We start from the raw sequence: 24,320 nt of genomic DNA, 5'->3' as shown, positions 1-24,320 counted from the left end.
TTTCTTATAAATTACAATATTATATAAAATAATTAATTTAAATTTTTAAAAATTTTTCTTGTTTTTTAGAAATTTATTAAAAACATTTTATAAAATACTTCATTATTAAAAAGAGCAAATATTCATGCGTCATTATGAGATAATATTCATCATTCACCCTGATCAAAGCGAAAAAATACCATTGCTTAATGAGAAATATAAAAAAATTATTGAAAAAGATGGTGGAATCATACATCGTTTAGAAGATTGGGGCAGACGTCAACTATCTTATTCTATTAATAAATTACATAAAGCACATTATATTTTAATGAATATAGAAGTTTTTCCAAAAACTATTTGTGTTTTAGAAACAGATTTTCGTTTTAATAAAATCATTCTTAGAAATATGATTATATGTATGAAAAAAGCTGTAGTTGAGTTATCACCGATTTTAAAATTAAAAGATGATAAAAAAGAAAAAAAATAAAAAATGATTCTTTATTAAGAATTAGTTTCTCAATAAAATATATAATATTTTTAATTTATATAAAATTTTAGGAGAATTAAATGGCACGTTATTTTCGTCGTAGAAAATTTTGTCGTTTTACTGCAGAAGGTATTCATGAAATAGATTATAAAGATATTATTATGTTAAAAAACTATATTACTGAAAGTGGTAAAATTGTTCCTAGTCGCATTACAGGAACACGAGCAAAATATCAAAGACAATTATCTAGAGCTATTAAACGAGCACGCTATCTTGCTTTATTACCATACACTGACCATCATATTTAATTTCGTCATGAAAGAGAAAAATTATTATGCAAATTATTCTTTTATCAAAAATTTATAAATTAGGTGATCCAGGAAAAATAATAAATGTTAAATCAGGTTATGCTAGAAATTTTTTAATTCCACAAGGAAAAGCAATTTTAGCTAATAAAAAAAATATTGAATCTTTTGAAGCACAACGCATTGCGTTAGAGCAAGAAAAAATTAGTAGAATTCTTACAGCACAGTCACGAGCTGAAAAAATAAAAAAAATTAATGCAATAACTATAGTATCAAAAGTCGGAAAAGAAGGAAAAATATTTGGTTCTGTAGGTATTAGAAATATTGTTAAAGCAATAATGTTATTAGGTTTGAAAATAAATAAAAAAGAAATTCGATTACCTAATGGTTTATTACGTAAAATAGGTGAACATAAAGTAATTTTCCAACCACATAAAAAAGTATGTGTTGAATTTATAGTTAATATTATTCCAAAAAATTAATTTTTATATGTTTTTAAATGTTATTTAAATACTAAATTATACATAAAAGCGGTATAAAATGTTGGATAAAATCTGTCAACTAGCACGTTGTGCTGGTCATTCTATTATGAATTTTTATAATTCTCAGGAATATTTAAATATTTCTTATAAATCTGATAATACGCCTGTAACTAATGTAGATCGTGAAGCTAGTAATATTATTAAAAAAGGTATCGTATTAATAACCCCTAATGTTCCAATAGTTTCAGAAGAAGAAAATTATGATTTGAATATTTGTAAAAATTGGAATAATTATTGGTTGATTGATCCATTAGATGGAACAAAAGAGTTTTTAAAAAAAAACGGTGAATTTACTGTAAATATTTGTTTAATTAAAAATAATATTCCTATATTAGGTGTCATATATGCTCCTGTGTTAGACATTTTATATTCTTCATATAAAAATAATGCATGGAAAGAGAAAAAAATAGGTTGCAAAAGAAAAATTCATGTTTCTAAAGCAAATATTCCTTTATTAGTTATTAGTCGCTCTCATCCTAATGAAAAATTAAAACAATATTTAAAAAATATCAAAAATTATAAAATTAAAAAATTAGGTTCATCATTAAAATTTTGTTTAATAGCTGAAGGAAAAGCTCAAATTTATCCAAGATTTGGAAATACAAATATATGGGATACCGCTGCCGGTAATGCTATTCTTGTTGCATCTGGAGGCATAGTTAAAACATGGACAAATCATAATTTAAATTATTCATTGTCTACACGTTCTTCTTTTATTAATCCAGGTTTTTATGCATCGGTATTATAAAGCTTTTATAATAACAGTTATGAGTTTTTAAAAATATATAATATTACTATGAATACTATTAATACTATTAAAATAAAAATTTTAAATAATGATATAAAAAAAAAATTTTTTTTGCCAAATTTTGCAACTCCAGGATCGTCTGGTTTAGATCTTAGAGCTTGTTTAACAAAAAAAATTCAATTACAATCACAACAAACAATATTGATTCCAACTGGAATAGCAATACACATTTCTAATCCTAATATTACTGCATTAATCTTGCCGAGATCTGGATTAGGTCATAAAAAAGGTATTGTTTTAGGCAATTTAATTGGTTTAATTGATTCTGATTATCAAGGTGAATTAATGATTTCTCTGTGGAATAGAAGTAAAAGAAATTTTGATATTTATCCGTATGCAAGAGTAGCACAAATAGTATTTGTTCCAATTATTAGACCTTTTTTTTCTTTAGTAAAAGATTTTAAATGTACAGAACGTGCAAAAAAAGGTTTTGGCCATTCTGGTTTAGATTAATAAAGATTAATAAGATAGTATTTTATATTCCATATTTTTTACGATATTTTATTAAATCAGGAATATGTTTATTTAATTTTGGATCTTCTATTAAATAAGAAATCAAATCTTCAATTGTTATTATAGATATAATATTATAACTATTATTTTTTGAAATATGATTAATTGTAGATAAATTTCTTTGTCCTTTTTCTTGTCTATCTAAAAGAACAAAAATAGAAGAAATTTTTGCTTCTTGTTCTTCTATAATTTTAATAGAATGATGTATTGCAGTGCCCGATGTAATTACGTCGTCTAAAATAATAACTCTTTTTTGATATATTTCTGTTCCAATTAAACCTCCTTTCTCTCCATATTTTTTTTTCTCTTTACGATTAAAAGCATATGAAACATTTAAGTTATAGTGATTTTTTAATGCTATTGTAGTTGCTGCAACTATAGGAATGCCTTTATATGCAGGACCGAATAATATATCAAATTTTATTTTTGATTTTATAATAGAATGTGCATAAAATAAACCAATTTTTATAATATCTTTTCCTGTGGATAACAATCCCGAATTAAAAAAATAAGGACTAGTTCGTCCTGATTTTAATTTAAATCTTCCAAATTTTAATGCTTTTTTTTTAAAAGAATAATCAATAAATTCTTTTTTCCAGTTCATAAAAATTAGATCCTAATTAATCGTAAAAATTTAGAATAGAATTTTGAAAATTAATCATTTGAATTGATATTAAAATTAGTATGATGTTTAGATAAAAAATTTTAGAAGAAGTTAGTTTTTTATGGCCCTTGCTGGATTTGAACCAGCGACCAAGCGATTATGAGTCGCCTGCTCTTACCACTGAGCTAAAGGGCCAAATTTTTACTATTCTTACTATAGAGCAATTTTTTATAATAATCTAGAAATCTTTTAAATATTTTATATATTTTTTTTTTTGATGTTTTTTTTATATATACATTTGACAGATATAAAAATTTTTGATATATATATTCATATTCCTCTGTAGTTCAGTTGGTAGAACGGCGGACTGTTAATCCGTATGTCACTGGTTCGAATCCAGTCGGAGGAGAAAATTACTTGATCATTAATTTTAACTCTTGTGATAAACTTTTTTTTTCTTTATATAATTCTGCACTTTTTACAATATAATCATCTACTCGATCTTCATAATCATTTTTCATCATAAAAATTATTTTTTTAATTTCTTCATAACTCATATCTCTACTAATATACTGATTTAGATTATCTAAAAGTAATATTCTTTTTTTATTATCTCTTATTTTTTTTTCAATATCACAAATTTCTCTTTTAATTTTATTTTTTCTTCTAGATTTATGCACAAATTCTAATACATTCTTAAATGATTGCTTTATTTCAGACATTTTTATAAACCTTTTTTATATTGATAGTTAATTATTTTATTAAAATTTACAATTATGCTATTTAAAAATAATATATCTACTTATTTGTTTTATGATTATGAAACATTTGGAAAACATACATCTTTAGATAAGCCAGCTCAATTTGCATGTATTAGAACTGATATGCAATTTAATATAGTGGATGATCCGCAATATTTTTATTGTATTCCACCAGATGATTATTTACCTGATCCAAATTCTGTTCTAATTACTCATATCACTCCTCAATATACACATAAAAACGGAACTAATGAATATAATTTTTCTAAAAAAGTACATGATATTTTAATATATCCTAATACTTGTATTGTTGGTTATAATAATATTCAATTTGATGATGAAATTACACGAAATATATTTTATAGAAATTTTTTTGATTCTTATGAATGGAGTTGGAAGAATGGTAACTCTCGTTGGGATTTATTAAATATATTACGAGCATGTTATGTGTTTAGGCCTAATAGTATAAAATGGCCTAAAAATAAATTAGGATTTACTAGTTTTAAACTCTCAGATATAACAAAAGAAAATAACATTTTACATAAAAATGCACACGATGCTGTTTCGGATGTGTATGCAACTATTGAAATTGCAAAAATTATCCAAAAAAAAGAACCTAAATTATTTAATTTTTTCTTTAATATAAGAAAGAAAAATGAGTTACAAAAATTAATTAATATAAAAAAATTTACCCCGATGATATATATTTCTAGTTATTTTACAGCGATGCGTCATAATGCTAGTATTGTGCTGCCAATAATGTATTTAAAAAAAAATAACAATGTATTAATTGCTATAGATTTATTAAAAGATTTTGAAATATTAATTAATTTGTTTAAAAGAATATCTTTAAATGATAATCTTTCTATAAAAGATTTTTCTAATTTTGGAATAGTGTTATTACATTTGAATCGTTGTCCTATTTTAGCACCAATGACAGTAATTAATAAAGATGATTATAATCGATTAAATTTTAATTTGTCTTTATGTAAGAAAAATATTAATTTAATAAAAAAAAATTATTTTTTAATTATACATATTGAAAATATATTTTTTAAAGAACCTGACATCAATCAATCGTCAAATGTTGATCTAAAAATATATGATTCTTTTTTTAATTTACATGATAAAAAGATCATCAAATCTATTCGAAATACTCTACCAATACTTTTAAAAAATACTAATTATAGTTTTTATGATATGCGTTTAAAAACGTTATTATTTCGTTATCGCGCTCGTAACTTTTTTTATACATTAGATAAAAATGAAAAAAAAATATGGCTAAAATATTGCATGGAAATTTTTAATCCAATTTTTTTTAAAAAATATAATAACCAAATTTTAATATTATTAAAAAAAAATAATAATGATTTTAAGAAAGTAATCTTATTAAAAAAATTATTAAATTATGCTTTTCAAAAAAATAAAAATATTTTAATTAATAGTATTAATTTAAATTAATATATTTGATTTTTTTAAATTGGTATTTTTTTAAAAAAAATAATAAACGTTGTAAAAAATAATCATTTTTTGAATATAAAAAAATATTTTCTTTAATAATTTGATGAATATTAAATTTATCAAAATAACTTTGAATGGATAATGCAATAGTTTCACTAGAATCAACAAAATTAATTAATGATTTTTTATGATATATAGTATCTTGAATTTCTTTTTTTAAAAATGAAAAATGAGTACATCCTAATATAATTGTATCAGGTTTAATATTTAAATTTATCCAAGGTGTAAAAATATTTTTTAAATATTTTTTTGAAAATATCATTCCTCTAACTTTTTTTTCAGATATTGATGCTAGTTGATTTGTACTAATAATTTTAATAGTATTGAAAGAAGATGTCTCATGTATTAATTTTTTGGTATAAATTGAATTGATTGTTGCTTGTGTGGCTATCAAACCAATAATTTTATTTTTTGTTATTTTTTCAGCATTTTTTATAGCAGGAAGTATTCCAATAATAGGAAAATTAAATTTTTTTTTTAAAATAGATAAAGCTATAGTGCTAGCTGTATTACACGCAATAACTACTATATTAATAGGATAATATTTTTTAATAATTTGAATAATTTTTATAGTTCTATGCACTATAAAACATTCTGTTTTATTTCCATACGGAAATACTTCATTATCTAATACATAAATATAATGAATATTCGGTAAAATTTTTTTAATAGTTTTTAATACAGATAATCCACCAACACCGGAATCAAATATAAGCACTATAAGAGTTTTTTTTTATAAGATTTTTTTTAATTAATAATATAATATTAAGTGTTAAAAAATAATTTAGAATTTATAAAATTATTTTATTTTTTAAATAAAAATAATTTCATATGATGTTCAATAATTTGACGATCTTTATAGTTAAACATATTTAATTTATTTTCATTAATTAAAACTGTTTGTTTTTTAATCCATTGTTCCCATGCTGCTTTTGAAATGTGATTATATATTTTTTCTCCTAATTTACCAGGATAACATTGAAAATCTTGTCCTTCAGATTTTTTTTTTAAAAATGTACAAAAAATAATTCTATTCATAATTTTATAATCCTTGTTTTAAAAATATCTTTTTTAAATATTTCAAATATTCTTTGTACTGGTTTAGGTATTCCTATATGTTGCGGGTTTTTTAAATTATACCAAATATTTTTTTGATTTTCTTCATGTAATTGTGAAATATGAGTTAATTCGATAATAATTGGTTGAATATGTAAAATTAAATGACTAAATTTATGAGAAAATGATATCATTTTTTGATATGTATTAATATTTATTTTTTTTTCTTGAAGCCAATTTAAAGCTTTTTTTTCATTATTAAATTGTGGAAAACAAAAAAGATTGTTCCAAATATTTTTTTGAGTATTTTTTTGTAGCCAAAAATTATATTTATATTTAATTACGACGAACCAAAATAACTTATTAGGATAGATTTTCTTTTTATTTTTTAAGGGGTATTTATCCCATGCTTTTTGTATTTGTGCAATACATTTTTTATTTAATGGACAATATTGACATTTAGGATTAATACGTGTGCAAATAGATGCACCCAAATCCATCATACCTTGATTAAATTGAGCAGTATTATATATTGGAGTAATTGATTCAATAATTTTCCATAATTTTTTTTCTATTTTCTTATCTTGAACTGTACTCATAATACCATAGTAACGAATTAAAATTCTTTTAACATTACCATCTAATATAGGATAAAAAAAATTTAATGATAAAGATAAAATAGCTCCTGCTGTAGATCTTCCAATTCCCGGTAATTTTATGACATTTAAAAATTGATCAGGAAATTTTCCATTGTATTTTTCTCGTATAATTTTCACTGATTTATAAATATTTTTTGCTCTATTATAATAACCAAGACCACTCCATAAATATAAAACGTCATCTAATTTACTTTTATCAAGAGAACGTATATTTGGAAAATGTAATATAAATCTTTTAAAATATGGAATGACATATTTTACCGTAGTCTGTTGTAACATTATTTCAGATATCCAAACTGTATATAATGTTTTATTTTTTTGCCAAGGTAAATCTTTTCTGCCATATTTATGGTACCAATTTATTATTAATTGTGAAAAAAAATATGTTGTCATTATTATATAAACCATGTGATAAAAATTTTTTAGTATATTTTAATAATATTAATATTATGATATTCTTAAAAAATCATAATTAGAAATTTTTTATTAATTTATTAAGATTTATGAAAAAATATGAGAAATAATATTTTTATACCAAAATATAAAAAAGATGGTACTTTTTTACGCCAAATTCATAGTTTTATATTTCGTCAAAGGCGTCTTACTACTTCACAAAAAAATGCAATTCAAAAATATTGGTCTTGTATTGGTGTGAATTTTCAAGATCAATTATTAAATCTATCGTCTATATTTAATTCAAATTATCAAATTGTATTAGAAATTGGTTTTGGTTGCGGAAAAACTTTAATTCAAAATGCTATAAATTTTCCTAAAAAAAATTTTTTAGGAATTGAAGTATATAAATCTGGAATCGGTTCTTGTTTAAATTTAGCACATATTTATCAAGTTAAAAATTTAAGAATTATTTATCACGATGCGGTAGAAGTTATGAAATATATGATTCCAGATAATACTTTATCTATTGTACAAATTTTTTTTCCAGATCCTTGGAACAAAAAACGTCATCATAAAAGAAGACTTGTAAAAAAAAAATTTTTAGAAATTATTGCAAAAAAATTAATAATTAATGGTATATTACATGTTGCCACTGATTCTAAATCATATGCTTGTTATATATTAAATGAAATTAAAGATATTAATGAATATCAAAATTTATCTAAAAAAAATGATTTTATCCCCCGACCTATATCTCGTGTAATGACAAAATTTGAAATAAAAGCATGTATTCAGGGCAATAGTGTTTTTGATTTAATGTTTAAATTAAAAAATAATATTTCTGATTTAACTTAAAAAAATTTCTAGTAATGTATTTAAAAAAAATTTTCCTTTTTTTGTAACATACCAATGATTTGGATAATTTATTATTAAACCTTCTTTTTGTGCTATTTTAATTTTTTCTACTATAGTATTTTCATTAATATAAGTCATCTTTCTAAAATGCTTTTTAAAAACAGGTTGATATAACCTGAACATATTCATAAAATATTCAATTATTTTTTCTTCTCTAGAAATTATATGTTTTGAATGAAGATAATTTCCATTTAAAAAATGATGCATATTTTTGTTTTTAATAGTTCTAATAATTGTTCCATTTTTTTGAGTAATTTTTCCATGAGCACTACAACCTATTCCTATATAATCTCCAAAGTTCCAATAATTAAGATTATGTTTGCATTGATAATTGATCTTAGCATATGAAGATATTTCATATTTTTTATATCCTGATTTTTTTAATAATTTTTCCCCTTCTAATAACATCTGGAATACTAATTCTTCATGTGGTAAATGTATATTTTTTCTATAAAATACAGTGTTTGGTTCTATAGTAAATTGATACCATGAGATATGAGAAGGATTATATTCAATAGCTAATTTTAAATCTTCTAATGTATCTTCTAATAATTGATCAGGTAAACCATACATTAAATCTAAGTTTAAATTAGAATAATATTTTTTTGCTTCTATGATTGCATCTAGAGCTTCTTTTTTTTTGTATGTGCGTTCTATATTCTTTAATAAAGAAGAATTGAATGTTTGAATGCCTAATGACAAACGATTAATACCAACATTTTTATAATGAATAAAATTTTTATATTCTAATGTTTTAGGATTTGCTTCTATACTAATTTCTGCATTATTTAAAATGGTGTGTCTTTTTTTTATACCTAATATTAATTTTTGAATAGAGTCTTTTTTTAATAAACTAGGTGTTCCACCACCAATAAAAATCGTATTAATTATTCTATTATTTATCATTAGCAAATCTTTTTCAAAATCTTTAAAAATGTGTTCAATATATTTTTCTTCAGGAATACTAGTCTGACTGACATACGAATAGAAATCACAGTATCCACATTTTTTTGAGCACCAGGGAATATGAATATATAAACTTAGAGGAGGAAATTCAAACATAATAATATTTTTATCTTTTAAGTATTAATTTGAAAAATAATATTCATATTTTAAAAAATATGGTATCTGATTTTCATTATATCACTAATAGTAAATAATGATTCTTAAATATGGTAAATTAGTGTCTAATAATAAAGAATTTATAGCAGGAAAACGTTGTGTTTTTATTGATGATTACATACTCTTTATTTCTATCTTTTATTTTAGGAATAGCTATTATTTTTCTTAATTTTCATTGTGGACAATAAAGAAACTATTTTCTCTAGTTTTAGATAGCTTTTATTTCTACTTCTTGAATAGTTTTGATTTTTATTAAGGCGTTATAAGATGTCTAAAAGTCTAAATTTTTTTAATAAAATAGTAATTTTTTCTTATTCTATTATGTGATATTAATTTTTAGTACCAAAAACAGTTTTAAAAAATGTTTTTATTTTTAATAGATGATATTTTATTAATAAAATATCATTTCATGTTTTTATATTTCTTTAATTTTCTATTTTTAAAATACGTAATTGTAAATGGTTTTCTTTAAAATGATTAATTTTTTCTGGTATTGATGTTCAATTAGCATGTTAATTTTTTTACTTATTTTTATGATGTTCAGATTTCTTGGAAAGAGATGAGTGTTTTTATATATTTTTATTTGAAATTATAGTAAACTTTATTGATATTATTTTTTTGTATAATAATGTTTATAAAATATTTATTAATTAATCATATTCATTAAACCAACTTTCTAATATAATGACAGCAGCATAAGAATGAATTCTTTCTCTTTTTTTTAATGATTTAAAACCACTTTTGTTAAATAAAATTGATTTAGCTTCAACAGTTGTCAAGCGTTCATCATGCATTTTAACAATAATCTTAAATTTAGTATATAATATATGAGCAAATGCTTCAGATTTTTTTGTTATAGTTTGTTTAGTGCCATTGATATTTAATGGCAAACCTACAATAATAAATTTAGGTTTCCAAAAATGTATTAAATATTTTACTAAATTCCAATCAGGATGTCCATTTTGAGCATGTAAAAATTTTAACGGTCTCCCTCTTTTAGTAATATTTTCTCCTACAGCTACTCCAATTTTTTTAATTCCAAAATCAAATGCAAGTATTATCATTTTATGATCTCTGATATAATATTTTTTTTTCTATATAATCAAATAATATGCTTGTAATAGAAATATTTTTTTTAGATTCAATTTCACGAATACAGGTTGGACTTGTAACATTAATTTCGATAAGTTTATCACCTATTATATCTATACCAACAAAAATTAAACCTTTTTCTTTTAAAATTGGAGATAAATAATGTGCTATTTTCCAATCAGTTTTACTGAGAGCTTGTACTTTTCCTGTTCCACCAGCTGCTAAATTAGCTCTAGTTTCTCCAATTTTAGCAAGTCTTGCTAAACACCAAGGTATGGCTTTTCCGTTAATTATTAAAATTCTTTTATCACCAAATTTAATTTCTGGTAAATATTTTTGAATCATACAATATTTTGTTTGGTAAGAAGTCATTGTTTCTGCAATCACTGAAAAATTAGGATCATTTTTTTTAATACGAAAAATATTAGTTCCTCCCATACTATCTAATGGCTTAATAATAATATCTTGATTTTTTTCCCAAAATTGACGTATTTTATGAATATTTCTTGTTACTAAAGTATTAGTAGTTAATTCAGGAAACCATGATATAAACATTTTTTCATTGCAATCTCTTAAACTTTGAGGTTTATTAATAACAAGTGTACCCATTTTTTCGGCACGTTCTAAAATATATGTTGAATAAATAAATTCTATATTAAATGGTGGGTCTTTTCGCATTAAGATAACATCTAGTTCACTTAAAGAAATGTTTTTTTCTGCAATAAATTCATACCATTTTTCTATATTATTTTTTAATTTTATTATACGAGTTCTTGCATATGGTGTGCCTTCTAATAAATAAAGATCATTCATTTGCATATAATGTATAATATAATTTCTCTTTTGAGCTTCCAACATCATAGCGAAACTTGAATCTTTTTTTATATTAATTGATTTAATAGAATCCATAATGATTCCAATACTTAAATGTTTTTTCTTATACATAGATTAGATTATCTTATAATGAATTAAAAAATTAAAAAAAAGAGTTATATTAATAATAATGTCTGGATAAAAATGAAAAATATATTATTTTAATTATTTTATTTTCTAAAAATATTTTTATAAATCGTATTTTTTTATTGAATCATTTATTATAAAAAAAATTAATTTATTAAATAATTAAAAAATTAAATAATTAAAAAAATATTTTTGTAATTCAATAATTGATATTATATTTTCAAAATAAATTAGTAACAAATTTTTAAACAAACAACTTAATATTTAATCATATTTAGGACCTGCATAGTTATCAAATCTAGACCAATGTCCATTGAAAGTTAAACGAATGGTACCAATAGGACCATTTCTTTGTTTTCCTATTATAATTTCAGCTATTCCTTTAAAATCACTGTTTTCATTATAAATTTCATCACGATATATAAACATAATTAAATCTGCATCTTGTTCTAAAGATCCTGATTCACGTAAATCTGAATTTACTGGTCTTTTATCTGCTCTTTGTTCTAAAGAACGATTTAATTGTGATAATGCTATTACTGGAACTTGTAGTTCTTTTGCTAATGCTTTTAAAGTTCTAGATATTTCTGCAATTTCTAATGTACGATTTTCAGAAAGAGAGGGTACTCTCATAAGTTGTAAATAATCTACCATAATTAAAGTTAATCCATCGTTTTCACGATAAATACGCCGCGCGCGTGAACGTACTTCACTAGGAGTTAATGCTGAAGAATCATCAATATAAATATTCTTTTTTTTAAGTAATATATTAATAGTTCCAGATATTCGAGCCCAATCTTCATCGTTTAATTGTCCAGTTCTGATTCGGGCTTGATTTACTCGTGATAAAGAAGCTAATATACGCATCATAATTTGTTCTCCAGGCATTTCTAAACTAAATATTAATACAGGTTTATCATAAAGCATAGCAGCGTTTTCACATAAATTCATAGCAAATGTTGTTTTTCCCATAGAAGGTCTAGCAGCAATGATAATAAGTTCAGAACGTTGTAAACCTGATATTTTTTTATTTAAATCTTGATATCCAGTATTAATCCCTGTTACACCATCATTTGGTGATAAAAATAATTTTTCAATACTTGTAACAGTTTCATCAAGAATTTGTTCGATATTTTTTGGTCCTGAATCTTTTTTAAAACGTTTTTCTGCAATTTTAAAAACGCTTGATTCAGCATAATCTAATAATTCTTCGCTTTTTCTTCCTTGTGTATCGTATCCAGCATTAGCAATTTTATTAGCTACTAATATCATTTCTCTGACTATTGCACGTTCTCGAACAATATCAGCATACGCAGTAATATTAGCTGTACTTGGTGTATTCTTTGATAATTCAGCTAGATAAGAAAATCTACCCACACTTTCTAATTTACCCTTTTGTTCTAAAGATTCAGAAAGAGTAATTAAATCTATCGGATAGCCTAAATCAAGAAGTTTTTGCATTTCTTGAAATATTAATCGATGAGGTTTACTAAAAAAATCATCAGCTACTACATGCTCTGAAACATTATCCCATTGTTCATTATCTAACATTAAACCACCTAATACTGATTGTTCTGCTTCTAAAGAATGTGGTGGAATTTTTAATCGATTAATTTGATTTAAATATAATTTATTTTTAGCCATATTTTATTGCATATACCATTATTATTTAGTGAATCTATATGAAATTATATCGTAATATTGCAATAACACACTCTGTATAGACTAATCTAATTTTAGTCCTTTTAAAAATATTTTTCATTTTTTGTATTTCTTTTATCATGAAAATAAACATAAAAATATACTTAATATATGTGTCACGTTAACTATTTTATTTGATATTTTTTTCATGAAGAATTTATTAATAAATTACATCGATAATTTATTAAGCATAAAATAATCTGTTATAAAATAAATCTAAATTATAAATTAATTATGTGAAATATTTAATATTATTCATAGATTAATAATCAAAACTTATAAGGTTTTTATATTTATTAAATTGCAAAATATCTAAAAAATAATATAGCATTTTTTATAGATTTGATCATATTAAATAAAATATTTAAGATGTATAATTTAAATGAATATATACAAATATATTTTTTAATCATATTTCTTAAAAAAATGGAGTTCATGTTATGGCCAGTAGAGGTATAAACAAAGTTATTTTAATTGGGCATTTAGGTCAAGATCCTGAAGTTCGTTATATGCCTAATGGTAACGCAGTAGTTAATATAACATTAGCCACTTCAGAAAATTGGAAAGATAAAAATACTGGAGAAAACAAAGAAAAAACAGAATGGCATCGAATAGTGTTATTTGGAAAATTAGCAGAAATTGCGGGTGAATACCTTAGAAAAGGTTCTCAAGTATACATTGAAGGATCATTACAAACTAGAAAATGGCAAGATCAAAATGGAATTGAACGTTATACTACAGAAATTATTGTTAATATAGGTGGAACAATGCAAATGCTAGGGAGCCGTAATACTCATTTGCAAACATCATCAACTCATGAAAATAATAGCATTGAATCAAATATGAAAAAATCAGATCCAGGAGATTTTAAAAAAACATTAGAATCACATCATTCAAATAAAGATGTTATTCATACATCAGAAATAGATTTTGATGATGAAATTCCTTTTTGATAAAATATTAAAAATTTTTATTGTAGATAGCCCCGATTTTGGGGCTATATTTTTTTTAAAGAAAATGATTGAAATGTGATAAAATATAACAAAATTCTTTTTTTTTTGTGATAAATGGAGCATGAGCAGATTTTTTTATAATAATAGACTTTGTTTTAGGCCATTTTTTATCTAATATGGATATTATTTTTTTAGGTACTAAGTTATCTAGTTCTCCATATATTCTTAATAAAGGTGTTTGAAGAAATGTTAAATCTACACGTAAGTCAAATAATAAGATTATTTCTAGACTATTTTTTAATAATTTTATATTTGGTGATGATTGTAAAGATAAAATATTTTTTAGTATTATTATATCTTTACAGTTTTCTTCAGAATTTATTTTTTCTAAATCTAAAAAATTTCTTATTGTATAATGATATTTTGTTTTTAAATTAAAATAAAAATTATTAATTATTTTTTTTTTAATTCCTGGCCAGTTCTTTTTTTCGATAAAACATGGAGATGAAGCAACATTAATGATAGCTAAAATATATTCAGGATAATGCAATCCAAAATAATTGACAATGATACCTCCGAGTGACCATCCTATCCATATCGCATCTTTAGGCATTTTTTGACGTAATATTTCAACGATTTTATCTATTTTTATTGGAATAAGATTTTTATTTTGTCCTGATCCAGGTAAATCGATTAAATGAAATTTAAAATAGTATCTTAGTTCTTGAATAATAAATAACCAAATTTTTGAATTAATTCCCCATCCGTTTAATATGATAACATTAATTTTTCCGATTCCCATGATTTCCCAAGAAAAATTTTTCATTTATTTTCTCTTAACTATCTTAAAAATATTCGTTTTATATTAAATATAAATCTTCTTGTTTTTGTGTCAATAAATTAGTAAAATTATTATAAAATACTTAATTTAAGTAATGCTTATGATTATTGTTTCTAAAAATGCACAAAAACATCTTACATCACTGTTATCTCATGAACCTATTGGAACTCAAATACGAGTTTTTGTAATTCATCCAGGTACACAAATTGCAGAATGTGGTCTTGCATTTTGCCATGAAAATGAAATTGAAAAATTAGATATAAAATTAAAATATAAAAATTTTTTTATTTATGTTAATCAAGAAATTATTTCTTATTTAAAAAATGCAGAAATTGATTTAATTACTGATCACATTAGCTCACAATTAACATTAAAAGCTCCTTATGTTAAAAAGAATTGTTCTTTAGAGAAAAATTCTTTTTATTCAAAAGAATCTTCATTAGAAGAAAAAATACAAAATTTCTTAAATGAAGAAATTAATCCTCAATTATCCATGCATGGAGGACAAGTACATGTAACTAAAATCGATAAAACTGGTACAGTGACAATTAGATTTAGCGGAGGTTGTAATGGATGTTCAATGATTGGATTAACTTTAAAACAAACAGTAGAAAAAAAATTATTATCAACTTTTTCTGTAATAAAAAAAGTACGTGATGAAACAGAACATTTACATGGAACACATTCATTTTATTAATATTATATAATATATCTTACTACATCAATTGATGATAATTTTTTTAAAAATTTATAAAAAAAATAGTATATCAAAATATTTTTATTAAATGTTTTAAATGAGTATATATATGTTTGAAAACAAGCATGAACAGGAATTAATTAAAAGAAGAACATTTGCAATTATTTCGCATCCTGATGCTGGAAAAACTACTATTACTGAAAAAATGTTATTATTTGGTAAAGCAATTCATATTTCTGGAACAATTAAAGGGAGAAAAAATGGAAAATATGCTAAATCAGATTGGATGAATATTGAAAAAGAACGTGGTATTTCAGTTACTACATCTGTTATGCAATTTACATATAAAAATATTTTAATAAATTTATTAGATACTCCGGGTCATCAAGATTTTTCAGAGGATACATATCGTATCCTTACTGCAGTCGATTGCTGTGTGGTAATAATTGATGCAGCTAAAGGTATAGAAGAACGAACAAGAAAATTAATAGAAGTGACACGTATTCATAGTACTCCTATTATTACTTTTATTAATAAATTAGATCGTGATAGTTGTGATCCAATATCTCTTCTTGATGAAATTGAAAAAGATTTTAAAATGCATTGTATTCCTATTACTTGGCCGATTAGTTGTGGAAAAAATTTTCAAGGTGTATATCATATATATGATAAAACAATCCATTTTTATAAACATAAAATTATAAAAAAAAAATCTTATGTTATTCAAGATATTACTAATTTTTCTGATTCTTTTGTAAAAGAATCAATTGGAGTAGACTTATCTGAATATATTTCTAAAGAATTAGAATTAATTATTAATATATATCTTAAATTTAATCATAAAAAATTTTTAGAAGCAATGATAACCCCTATTTTTTTTGGTAGCGCACTTAGTAATTTTGGTGTAGACCATTTATTAAATAGTATAATACAATGGGCTCCTTCTCCTTTATATCGCCAAAGTAATAAACGTCGAGTTAATCCTCAAGAAAAAAAATTTACGGGTTTTGTATTTAAAATTCAAGCTAATATGGATTTAAAACACCGTGATAGAATAGCTTTTATAAGAATTGTTTCAGGGAAATATAAAAAAGGTATGAAATTGAAACATGTAAGAATTAAAAAATATATTATAGTTTCTGATGCTTTCTCTTTTTTAGCTGGAGAGAGAATATTAATTAAAAATGCATATCCTGGTGATGTTATAGGACTTCATAATCATGGAACAATTAAAATTGGAGATACATTTACAGAAGGAGAAGATATTAAATTTATTGGCATACCTAGTTTTGCACCAGAAATATTTCGTCAAATTTATTTGAAAAATCCTTTAAAACAAAAACAATTAAAAAAAGGTTTGATGCAGTTATCTGAAGAAGGAACCGTTCAAGTATTTCGACCTATTATTAATAATAATTTAATTTTAGGAGCTATTGGAATGTTGCAATTTGATGTTGTTATTGAACGTTTAAAAATAGAATATAATATTGATGCAATATATGAAAAAGTTAACATTATTCTTGCTCGTTGGATTAGGTCTAAAAATAATGACAGTATTAATAATTTTAAAAAAAATTATAGTTCTTATTTAGCTTATGATAATAACAATAATTTAATATATTTATCTCCAAGTATAGCTAATTTAAATATTGTTATGACTCAACATTCTGACATTTTTTTTGATTTAACACGAGAACAGGAATAATTTTAAAAATTTTCAAATGTGTTTATTTGTTAATATATTTTTGGAATTGTAATTATGAAACGGGTTTTTTTAATTGTTATAGATTCTTTAGGAATTGGTTCTAGTCCAGATGCGTATAAATTTAATGATGTTGGTGCAAATACATTTGGTCATATAGTAGAAAAATGTTTTTTAGGTAAAGTAAATATAGGAAGAAAAGGTGCTTTATATATTCCTAATTTAGTAAAATTAGGGATAATGCATGCTTTACAAAAATCTACAAAAAAAAATCTTTTAGGGTGTCATAATAATTCACATATTATTGGAAGTTATGGTTTTGCTAGTGAAATTTCTTCTGGAAAAGATACTACTTCAGGACATTGGGAAATTGCGGGAGTGCCAGTTTTAGATGATTGGTTTTATTTTTCCCAAAAAAATAATAGTTTTCCTGAAAATTTTTTAAAAAAAATTATAAATGTATCTAAATTAACAGGTTTTATTGGTAACTGTCATGCATCAGGTACTGATATTATAAATAATTTAGGGGAAGAACATATCAAAACCAATAAACCTATTATTTATACTTCATCAGATTCTGTTTTACAAATAGCATGTCACGAAGTTTTTTTTGGATTATCTAATCTTTATGCATTATGTAAAAAAGTTCGATTGTTTTTAGATCAAGAAAAATATAAAGTGGCAAGAGTAATTGCCAGACCTTTTATTGGAATTAATAAATCTAATTTTCAACGTACAGGTAATAGACGTGATTTTTCAATTAAACCATTTTCTACTACAGTAATGCAGAAACTAATAAATGAAAAAATGGGTCAAGTTATTGGAATTGGAAAAGTGTCTGATATTTATTCTGGAGTAGGAATAAGTAAGTATATTAAAGCTACAGGTCTTGATGAATTATGTAATATAACTATTGATGAAATAAAAAAATCTGATACTAATACTATAATATTTACTAATCTAGTAGATTTTGATTCAAATTGGGGTCATCGTCGTGACATTTCGGGATATGCTAGAGGTTTAGAGTTTTTTGATAATAAATTATCTCAAATAATTGATTTAGTTAAAGATAATGATTTATTAATTTTAACTGCAGATCATGGATGTGATCCAACATGGAAAGGAACAGATCACACTCGTGAAAATATTCCTATATTAATTTATTCACCTAATCTTGAAAAAAAATTTTTAGGTCATCGCAAAACATTTTCTGATATAGGACAAACTATTGCAAAATATTTCCTCTTATCTCCTATGCAATATGGAGAAAGTATGTTGTAAAAATTACATTTTTATTGTTTTATTTTAAAAAGGAATTAATTAGTGTCTACACCTCATATTAATAGTAAAAATAATGATTTTTCAGATATAGTATTAATGCCTGGTGATCCAGTGAGAGCAAAATATATTGCTGAAAAATATTTAAGTAAATGTATTCAAATTAATAATACACGTTTAATGTTTGCTTATACTGGATTTTATAAAAATAAAAAGATATCTATCATGAGTCATGGAATAGGCATTCCATCTGCTGCTCTTTATACTCATGAATTAATTTCTACATTTAATGTAAAAAAAATTATTCGAATAGGAACTTGTGGTTCTATACGAGATGATATTAATTTACGTGATATAGTCATTAGTATGGGTGCATCTACTGATTCAAAAATAAATCGAATAAAATTTAATAATCATGATTTCTCTGCTATTTCAGATTTTGAAATGCTTTATCACGTGTTTAATATTGCAAAAAAAATGAATATTACTGTCTCTGTTGGAAATTTCTTTACAACAGATTCTTTTTATAATGATGATAAACACATGCTTAATATTTTAAAAAAATATAATATTATTGGAATAGATATGGAAACTGCAGGAATATATTCTGTTGCAGCTGAACTACACGCAAAAGCATTATCAATATGCACAGTATCTGATCATATTATAAAAAGAGAAAGTCTTTCTTCTATAGATAGAGAATCAAGTTTTAATGATATGATTGAAATAGCTTTAGAATCTACTTTATAAAAATATTTTTTTTGGTGAGAAAGGGATTCGAACCCTTGATACGTTTCCATATACACGCTTTCCAGGCGTGCTCCTTAAGCCTCTCGGACACCTCACCGATATATTTTTACATATTTATTGTAATCAAAAAGAATAAATTACGTCAAGTTTTAATTAATTAATTTTTTTTTGTAATTTTAAAAAATATTTTTAATATTTTCATAGAAATAGTATTTATTTTAAATAAAATTAGAAAAAATTCTCTTGATTCTGTTAGAATGTATTTTATTTTTTATTTAATTTCTAATTAGATGTATTTTCTAATTAGATTTATTTAAATGCGTATTTAAAAAAATGTTCTAATAATATTATTAAACTCAACATTATTAAAATATTGAATATCATTCCAAAATGGATTATGTTAATTTTTATTTTTTTTAAATTTTTTATTTAAAAACAATTTATTTCTCATTTTTTCTATTTTAATATGTATTTATGTCCTGCCAGCATAATATGCTGAGAACAGGTATTATTAACGAATTATCTTAGTAATAAAAATATGGCAGATAAAAAAAATATTTTTCTAATTGGACCAATGGGTGCTGGAAAAAGTACTATTGGTAGGCAATTATCTCAACAACTAAATATGGAATTTTTTGATTCTGATCAAGAAATTGAAAAACGTACTGGAGCAGATATAAGTTGGGTTTTTGATGTAGAAGGTGAAAAGGGATTTCGTTTAAGAGAAAGTAAAATTATTGATGAACTAACTTCTAAAAAAGGTATTGTTCTTGCTACAGGTGGAGGTTCAGTAAACTTTAAAGAAAATCGTAATTTTTTGTCGGCTCGTGGAATTGTAATATATTTAGAAACTACTATTGAAAAACAATTAGATCGTACTAAAAGAGATACAAAAAGACCATTGTTACAAGTCTCTACTTCTAACCGTTTTATATTAGAAAAGTTGGCTAATGAAAGAAACCCTTTATATGAATCAATTTCAGATATAAAAGTTAACACTGATGAGAAAACAGCAAGATCTGTAGTTTTTAATATCATTCGCTTATTAAAAGAAATACATTAACAGTCTCAGTATTAAGAACTTATGGAGTATGAAAATTGTGGAACGATTAGAAGTTGTTCTAGGAAAACGGAGTTATCCTATTAGTATAGGTTCAAATATTATTCAGGAAGATAATATTTTTTGGCCTTTAAAGCCTGGAAATCAAGCTATGTTAGTTACAAATAAAACACTAGCTAATCTTTTAAAAGACAAAGTTCTTTTTCATCTGAGAAAATCTGGAGTAAAAATAGATCAAGTCATTTTATCAGATGGTGAACAATATAAAACATTAAATGAAATGGAATTAATTATTTCTGCTTTATTAGAAAAAAAACATGCTCGTGATACTACCTTAATTGCATTAGGTGGTGGTGTGATAGGAGATTTAGTTGGTTTTGCAGCTTCTATTTATCAAAGAGGTGTACGTTTTATTCAAATTCCAACTACGCTTTTATCTCAAGTTGATGCATCTATTGGAGGTAAAACAGGTGTTAATCACTTACTTGGAAAAAATATGATTGGTTCTTTTTGGCAACCATCTTCTGTTATTATCGATATTGATTGTTTAAAAAGTCTACCTTATAATGAGTTAATATCAGGTATAGCTGAAGTAATTAAATATGCAATTATTTTTGATGAACATTTTTTTTCTTGGTTAGAAGAAAATATTAAAGAAATATTATCTTTAAATCAAAAAGCTATATCTTATTGTATAAAAAAATGTTGTCAACTAAAATCACAATTAATCTCTTTAGATGAAAGAGAAAAGAATCTGCGGGCATTATTAAATCTTGGTCATACATATGGACATGCTATTGAAGTTCATTCTGGTTATGGAAATTGGCTGCATGGAGAAGCGATATCAGTAGGAATAGTTATGGCAACGCGCACTTCTGAATTACTTGGATATCTAAAAAAACAAGATTTTAAAAGAATTATTGGATTGTTGAAAAGAGCAGGTTTACCTATTAAAGGGCCAAAAAATATGTCAGCTGCTTCATATATTCCTTATATGATGCGAGATAAGAAGGTGATGTCAGGAGAAATTAGATTAGTTTTACCAATATCTATTGGAAAAGCAAAAATTTATAGTAATGTAGATAAAAATATTATTTTAAGCGCTATAAAAAATTCGCAATAACTTTTTAAAATATAAAATAATTATATATTTTTATAAGTTTTTAAAATAGACGTTATATTGTGTTCTTACAAAACTATAGACTCATTATATTAATCAAATCTTCTATGATATTCTATTAAATATATTCTATTAAATATAAATAATAAAAGTGATATTATAAATAATAAAAATAATATGTTGTAGGTATTCTGAATTTTTTTTTGTGAATTTAAGTAAAGTACTATAAAAAAAATTTTTTATATATTTTTAAAAATCAACTATTTTTATATAAATTATTTTATATATTTTTTAACATGAATTCTTAAATTAGTATGAATTCTTAAATTAGTGAAGTATGAAATATTTTCTTAAAAATATTATTCATAATCAATCTGTTTAAAAAAAATAATTTTATATTATAGAATATAAAAAAATTATTATAAATGTAATAATCTATTATTTTCTGTAGTAATTTATATTTTTTAAAAATATAGTCTTTACTCAAGATAAAAAATTTATTTTCTTTTTTCATATTTTATGAAAATTATTTTGATTCGTATTAAATATAAATATTTTCAACTTAAATATAAAATTATTATGAAATCATGAATATTTTTAATATCTCTAACATAATTATTTATTTTAAATATATGTAATAAATTAATTTATATATATCAAAGATAGGGAAATTAAGATGAAAAAGTTTTTTTTAGCTCCATCTATTTTATCTGCTGATTTTGCACGTTTAGGAGAAGATACAAAAAAAGTAATAGATGCTGGAGCTGATTTAATACATTTTGATGTTATGGATAATCATTATGTTCCTAATCTAACTATGGGGCCTATGATCTTAGAGTCATTACGTAATTATCGTATTCAAGCTCCTATTGATGTTCATTTGATGGTTAAACCAGTAGATAGTTTGATTCCTTTATTTGCTAAAGCAGGAGCAACTTTTATAACTTTTCATCCAGAAGCTACGCTACATATTGAACGAACGTTACATTTAATTAAAGATCATGGATGCAAGGCAGGATTAGCAATTAATCCGGCTACACCACTTAATGTGTTAGAATATATTTTAGAAAAATTAGATTTAATTTTGTTAATGTCTGTAAATCCAGGTTTTAGCAATCAATCTTTTTTATCATCTACTTTCAAAAAAATACGTGAAGTAAGAAAAATTATTGATTCTAATTTTTCTGATATTCTTTTAGAAGTAGATGGTGGAATAAAATTAGAAAATATTGGTGACATTGCATTTTCTGGAGCAAATGTTTTTGTAATCGGATCCGGATTATTTAAGTATACAAACTATGAATTGATTATTAAAAAAATTCGGAAAGAATTAGAATACGTGCATTCAAGATTTATTCATTAAGTATTTTAACGTTAGGAAATAATATGATTCTTCATAAACCTATTTTGTTCAGTGCAATACAACCTTCTGGGAATTTGACTATCGGAAACTATATAGGAACCATGCGTTATTGGTCTAGTATGCAAGAAAATTATGATTGTCTTTATTGTATTGCTGATTTGCATGCATTGACTACTGCACAAAAAAATAGATTAAATTTGAAAAAATCGATATTAGACACATTATCTTTATATTTAGCTTCTGGAGTAGATCCTAATAAAAGCATTATTTTCATTCAATCACATGTTCACGAACACAGTCAATTAAATTGGATCCTAAATTGTTTCAGTGAATTTTCAGAATTATTTCGTATGACACAATTCAAACAAAAAAGAAAAATAGCGAAGAATGCTATTCAAAAAATCAATACTGCTTTATTTAATTATCCTATTTTAATGGCAGCAGATATTTTATTGTATCAAACTAATATTGTTCCAGTAGGAAAAGATCAAAAACAACATATAGAGTTAACTCGAAATATAGCACATCGTTTTAATAGTTTATATGGTGATATATTTACATTACCTGAATCATTAATTAGCGAATACGGTTCTAAAATTATGTCTTTATTAGAACCTAAGAAAAAAATGTCTAAATCTGATATTAATAAAAAAAATGTTATTTATTTATTAGATGATATGCATTCTATTATAAAAAAAATAAATAATGCTGTGACTGATTCAGAAATACCTTCTAAAATATATTATGATATAGAAAATAAACCTGGTATTTCAAATTTATTAGAAATTCTTTCTGCTATTACTAATCAAGATATAACTATATTATTAAAAGAATTAGAGGGAGTTATGTATTCTGAATTTAAAAAAATTGTTATAGATTCTATATCTAAATTTTTATATAATTTACAAAAATCTTATAATAATTATCGTTGTGATGAAACTTATTTAAAAAAAATTGCTTATGAAGGTGCAATAAAAGCACAATTCAAATCTAAAAAAACTTTAAAACGTGTATATGATATTTTGGGTATAATGACATTGAACTAATTTTATAATATAAACCAAAATTTTTATCTTTTAGTTTAGTCTAGTTTATTATGTAGTATTTAGTATTATAATTTTTTTAGAATTTTAGG

At 23.4% G+C, this 24,320-nt stretch carries 26 protein-coding genes and 3 tRNA genes; 17 read left to right on the top strand and 12 right to left on the bottom strand.

All coding sequences use genetic code 11. From position 1 onward, the window contains the following. Nucleotides 1–124: 124 nt before the first annotated feature. From rpsF to dut, 5 genes are all read left to right on the top strand, one after another. Nucleotides 125–466: a 30S ribosomal protein S6 gene (gene rpsF / locus D9V74_RS02695; RefSeq protein ID WP_158363045.1), complete on the top strand. Its 342-nt coding sequence runs from the start codon at nucleotides 125–127 to the stop codon at nucleotides 464–466. Between the two features lie 80 nt (nucleotides 467–546). Next, on the top strand, nucleotides 547–774 hold the full coding sequence (gene rpsR, locus D9V74_RS02690; RefSeq protein ID WP_158363043.1) for a 30S ribosomal protein S18: 228 nt from the start codon (nucleotides 547–549) through the stop codon (nucleotides 772–774). 26 nt (nucleotides 775–800) lie between these two features. Next, nucleotides 801–1,253 (top strand): 50S ribosomal protein L9, encoded by a 453-nt coding sequence (gene rplI, locus D9V74_RS02685; protein WP_158363041.1) that lies wholly within the window; start codon nucleotides 801–803, stop codon nucleotides 1,251–1,253. A 58-nt stretch (nucleotides 1,254–1,311) separates the two neighbouring features. Beyond that, a complete protein-coding gene (cysQ, locus tag D9V74_RS02680) occupies nucleotides 1,312–2,061 on the top strand; it encodes a 3'(2'),5'-bisphosphate nucleotidase CysQ (RefSeq protein ID WP_158363039.1) in 750 nt (249 codons plus the stop codon). A gap of 48 nt (nucleotides 2,062–2,109) precedes the next feature. Further along, complete coding sequence (gene dut, locus D9V74_RS02675) at nucleotides 2,110–2,574, top strand: dUTP diphosphatase (protein WP_261979360.1); 465 nt, start codon at nucleotides 2,110–2,112, stop codon at nucleotides 2,572–2,574. Between the two features lie 22 nt (nucleotides 2,575–2,596). Here the strand turns inward: dut and pyrE are convergent, their stop codons facing one another. Together pyrE and D9V74_RS02665 are read right to left on the bottom strand one after the other, a co-directional pair. Further along, on the bottom strand, nucleotides 2,597–3,238 hold the full coding sequence (pyrE, locus tag D9V74_RS02670; protein WP_158363037.1) for an orotate phosphoribosyltransferase: 642 nt from the start codon (nucleotides 3,236–3,238) through the stop codon (nucleotides 2,597–2,599). Between the two features lie 122 nt (nucleotides 3,239–3,360). Further along, nucleotides 3,361–3,433 (bottom strand) — tRNA-Ile (locus D9V74_RS02665). Nucleotides 3,434–3,574: 141 nt separating this feature from the next. On the opposite strand from D9V74_RS02665, the gene D9V74_RS02660 reads away from it, so the two are divergent. Then, nucleotides 3,575–3,647 (top strand) — tRNA-Asn (locus D9V74_RS02660). 4 nt (nucleotides 3,648–3,651) lie between these two features. Here D9V74_RS02660 and D9V74_RS02655 read toward each other — a convergent pair. Beyond that, complete coding sequence (locus D9V74_RS02655; RefSeq protein WP_158363035.1) at nucleotides 3,652–3,960, bottom strand: DUF496 family protein; 309 nt, start codon at nucleotides 3,958–3,960, stop codon at nucleotides 3,652–3,654. Nucleotides 3,961–4,014: 54 nt separating this feature from the next. Between D9V74_RS02655 and sbcB the strand changes: the two genes are divergently transcribed. Continuing rightward, nucleotides 4,015–5,460 (top strand): exodeoxyribonuclease I, encoded by a 1,446-nt coding sequence (sbcB, locus tag D9V74_RS02650; protein ID WP_158363032.1) that lies wholly within the window; start codon nucleotides 4,015–4,017, stop codon nucleotides 5,458–5,460. Here the strand turns inward: sbcB and murI are convergent. The 3 genes from murI to mutY all read right to left on the bottom strand — a co-directional run bounded on the left by murI (nucleotide 5,447) and on the right by mutY (nucleotide 7,628). Continuing rightward, nucleotides 5,447–6,238, bottom strand: a complete 792-nt coding sequence (gene murI / locus D9V74_RS02645; RefSeq protein ID WP_158363030.1) for a glutamate racemase — start codon at nucleotides 6,236–6,238, stop codon at nucleotides 5,447–5,449. The genes sbcB and murI overlap by 14 nt on opposite strands. Nucleotides 6,239–6,324: 86 nt before the next feature. Continuing rightward, nucleotides 6,325–6,558, bottom strand: coding sequence for an oxidative damage protection protein (locus D9V74_RS02640; RefSeq protein WP_158363028.1), 234 nt, complete (start codon nucleotides 6,556–6,558; stop codon nucleotides 6,325–6,327). After that, nucleotides 6,555–7,628, bottom strand: coding sequence for an A/G-specific adenine glycosylase (gene mutY / locus D9V74_RS02635; RefSeq protein ID WP_158363026.1), 1,074 nt, complete (start codon nucleotides 7,626–7,628; stop codon nucleotides 6,555–6,557). Before mutY ends, D9V74_RS02640 begins: the two co-directional genes overlap by 4 nt. Nucleotides 7,629–7,748: 120 nt before the next feature. Here mutY and trmB point away from each other — a divergent pair, with 120 nt between their 5' ends. Continuing rightward, entirely contained in the window at nucleotides 7,749–8,486 is a 738-nt protein-coding gene (trmB, locus tag D9V74_RS02630) for a tRNA (guanosine(46)-N7)-methyltransferase TrmB (protein WP_158363024.1), read from the top strand. Here the strand turns inward: trmB and hemW are convergent. The 4 genes from hemW to dnaB all read right to left on the bottom strand — a co-directional run bounded on the left by hemW (nucleotide 8,478) and on the right by dnaB (nucleotide 13,364). Beyond that, nucleotides 8,478–9,608 (bottom strand): radical SAM family heme chaperone HemW, encoded by a 1,131-nt coding sequence (gene hemW, locus D9V74_RS02625; protein WP_158363022.1) that lies wholly within the window; start codon nucleotides 9,606–9,608, stop codon nucleotides 8,478–8,480. The two genes, trmB and hemW, sit on opposite strands and share 9 nt — an antisense overlap. Before the next feature lie 710 nt (nucleotides 9,609–10,318). After that, the gene (gene ruvX, locus D9V74_RS02620) at nucleotides 10,319–10,732 is read right to left on the bottom strand and encodes a Holliday junction resolvase RuvX (RefSeq protein ID WP_158363020.1); all 414 of its coding nucleotides are present in this window, start codon (nucleotides 10,730–10,732) and stop codon (nucleotides 10,319–10,321) included. A 1-nt stretch (nucleotide 10,733) separates the two neighbouring features. Further along, nucleotides 10,734–11,705: a glutathione synthase gene (gene gshB / locus D9V74_RS02615; protein WP_158363018.1), complete on the bottom strand. Its 972-nt coding sequence runs from the start codon at nucleotides 11,703–11,705 to the stop codon at nucleotides 10,734–10,736. Nucleotides 11,706–11,984: 279 nt separating this feature from the next. Next, the gene (gene dnaB, locus D9V74_RS02610; RefSeq protein WP_158363016.1) at nucleotides 11,985–13,364 is read right to left on the bottom strand and encodes a replicative DNA helicase; all 1,380 of its coding nucleotides are present in this window, start codon (nucleotides 13,362–13,364) and stop codon (nucleotides 11,985–11,987) included. 497 nt (nucleotides 13,365–13,861) lie between these two features. On the opposite strand from dnaB, the gene D9V74_RS02605 reads away from it, so the two are divergent. Beyond that, the gene (locus tag D9V74_RS02605) at nucleotides 13,862–14,374 is read left to right on the top strand and encodes a single-stranded DNA-binding protein (RefSeq protein ID WP_158363014.1); all 513 of its coding nucleotides are present in this window, start codon (nucleotides 13,862–13,864) and stop codon (nucleotides 14,372–14,374) included. A 55-nt stretch (nucleotides 14,375–14,429) separates the two neighbouring features. Here the strand turns inward: D9V74_RS02605 and bioH are convergent, their stop codons facing one another. Continuing rightward, nucleotides 14,430–15,200, bottom strand: a complete 771-nt coding sequence (gene bioH / locus D9V74_RS02600) for a pimeloyl-ACP methyl ester esterase BioH (protein ID WP_158363012.1) — start codon at nucleotides 15,198–15,200, stop codon at nucleotides 14,430–14,432. Between the two features lie 115 nt (nucleotides 15,201–15,315). Here bioH and D9V74_RS02595 point away from each other — a divergent pair, with 115 nt between their 5' ends. The 4 genes from D9V74_RS02595 to deoD all read left to right on the top strand — a co-directional run bounded on the left by D9V74_RS02595 (nucleotide 15,316) and on the right by deoD (nucleotide 19,642). Then, on the top strand, nucleotides 15,316–15,912 hold the full coding sequence (locus D9V74_RS02595; RefSeq protein WP_158363011.1) for an NfuA family Fe-S biogenesis protein: 597 nt from the start codon (nucleotides 15,316–15,318) through the stop codon (nucleotides 15,910–15,912). A 109-nt stretch (nucleotides 15,913–16,021) separates the two neighbouring features. Then, the gene (locus D9V74_RS02590; RefSeq protein ID WP_158363009.1) at nucleotides 16,022–17,617 is read left to right on the top strand and encodes a peptide chain release factor 3; all 1,596 of its coding nucleotides are present in this window, start codon (nucleotides 16,022–16,024) and stop codon (nucleotides 17,615–17,617) included. Nucleotides 17,618–17,671: 54 nt separating this feature from the next. Then, nucleotides 17,672–18,895: a phosphopentomutase gene (locus D9V74_RS02585; protein WP_158363007.1), complete on the top strand. Its 1,224-nt coding sequence runs from the start codon at nucleotides 17,672–17,674 to the stop codon at nucleotides 18,893–18,895. A 42-nt stretch (nucleotides 18,896–18,937) separates the two neighbouring features. Beyond that, nucleotides 18,938–19,642: a purine-nucleoside phosphorylase gene (deoD, locus tag D9V74_RS02580; RefSeq protein WP_158363005.1), complete on the top strand. Its 705-nt coding sequence runs from the start codon at nucleotides 18,938–18,940 to the stop codon at nucleotides 19,640–19,642. A gap of 12 nt (nucleotides 19,643–19,654) precedes the next feature. On the opposite strand, the gene D9V74_RS02575 is transcribed toward deoD, so the two are convergent. Next, nucleotides 19,655–19,739 (bottom strand) — tRNA-Ser (locus D9V74_RS02575). Between the two features lie 441 nt (nucleotides 19,740–20,180). Here D9V74_RS02575 and aroK point away from each other — a divergent pair. From aroK to trpS, 4 genes are all read left to right on the top strand, one after another. Continuing rightward, entirely contained in the window at nucleotides 20,181–20,705 is a 525-nt protein-coding gene (aroK, locus tag D9V74_RS02570; RefSeq protein WP_158363003.1) for a shikimate kinase AroK, read from the top strand. Nucleotides 20,706–20,733: 28 nt separating this feature from the next. Next, nucleotides 20,734–21,825 carry a 3-dehydroquinate synthase gene (gene aroB, locus D9V74_RS02565; RefSeq protein ID WP_158363001.1) on the top strand — a complete coding sequence of 364 codons (1,092 nt, stop codon included), beginning with the start codon at nucleotides 20,734–20,736 and terminating at the stop codon, nucleotides 21,823–21,825. 673 nt (nucleotides 21,826–22,498) lie between these two features. Then, nucleotides 22,499–23,185, top strand: a complete 687-nt coding sequence (gene rpe, locus D9V74_RS02560) for a ribulose-phosphate 3-epimerase (RefSeq protein WP_158362999.1) — start codon at nucleotides 22,499–22,501, stop codon at nucleotides 23,183–23,185. A gap of 23 nt (nucleotides 23,186–23,208) precedes the next feature. Then, nucleotides 23,209–24,231: a tryptophan--tRNA ligase gene (gene trpS / locus D9V74_RS02555; protein WP_158362997.1), complete on the top strand. Its 1,023-nt coding sequence runs from the start codon at nucleotides 23,209–23,211 to the stop codon at nucleotides 24,229–24,231. Nucleotides 24,232–24,320 lie beyond the last annotated feature (89 nt).

This window comes from Buchnera aphidicola (Macrosiphoniella sanborni), from assembly GCF_005080885.1.
Lineage (GTDB): Bacteria > Pseudomonadota > Gammaproteobacteria > Enterobacterales > Enterobacteriaceae > Buchnera > Buchnera aphidicola_AU.
Note: the sequence above shows the minus strand (reverse complement) of the source record. Positions and strands in the feature narration are given on the sequence as shown.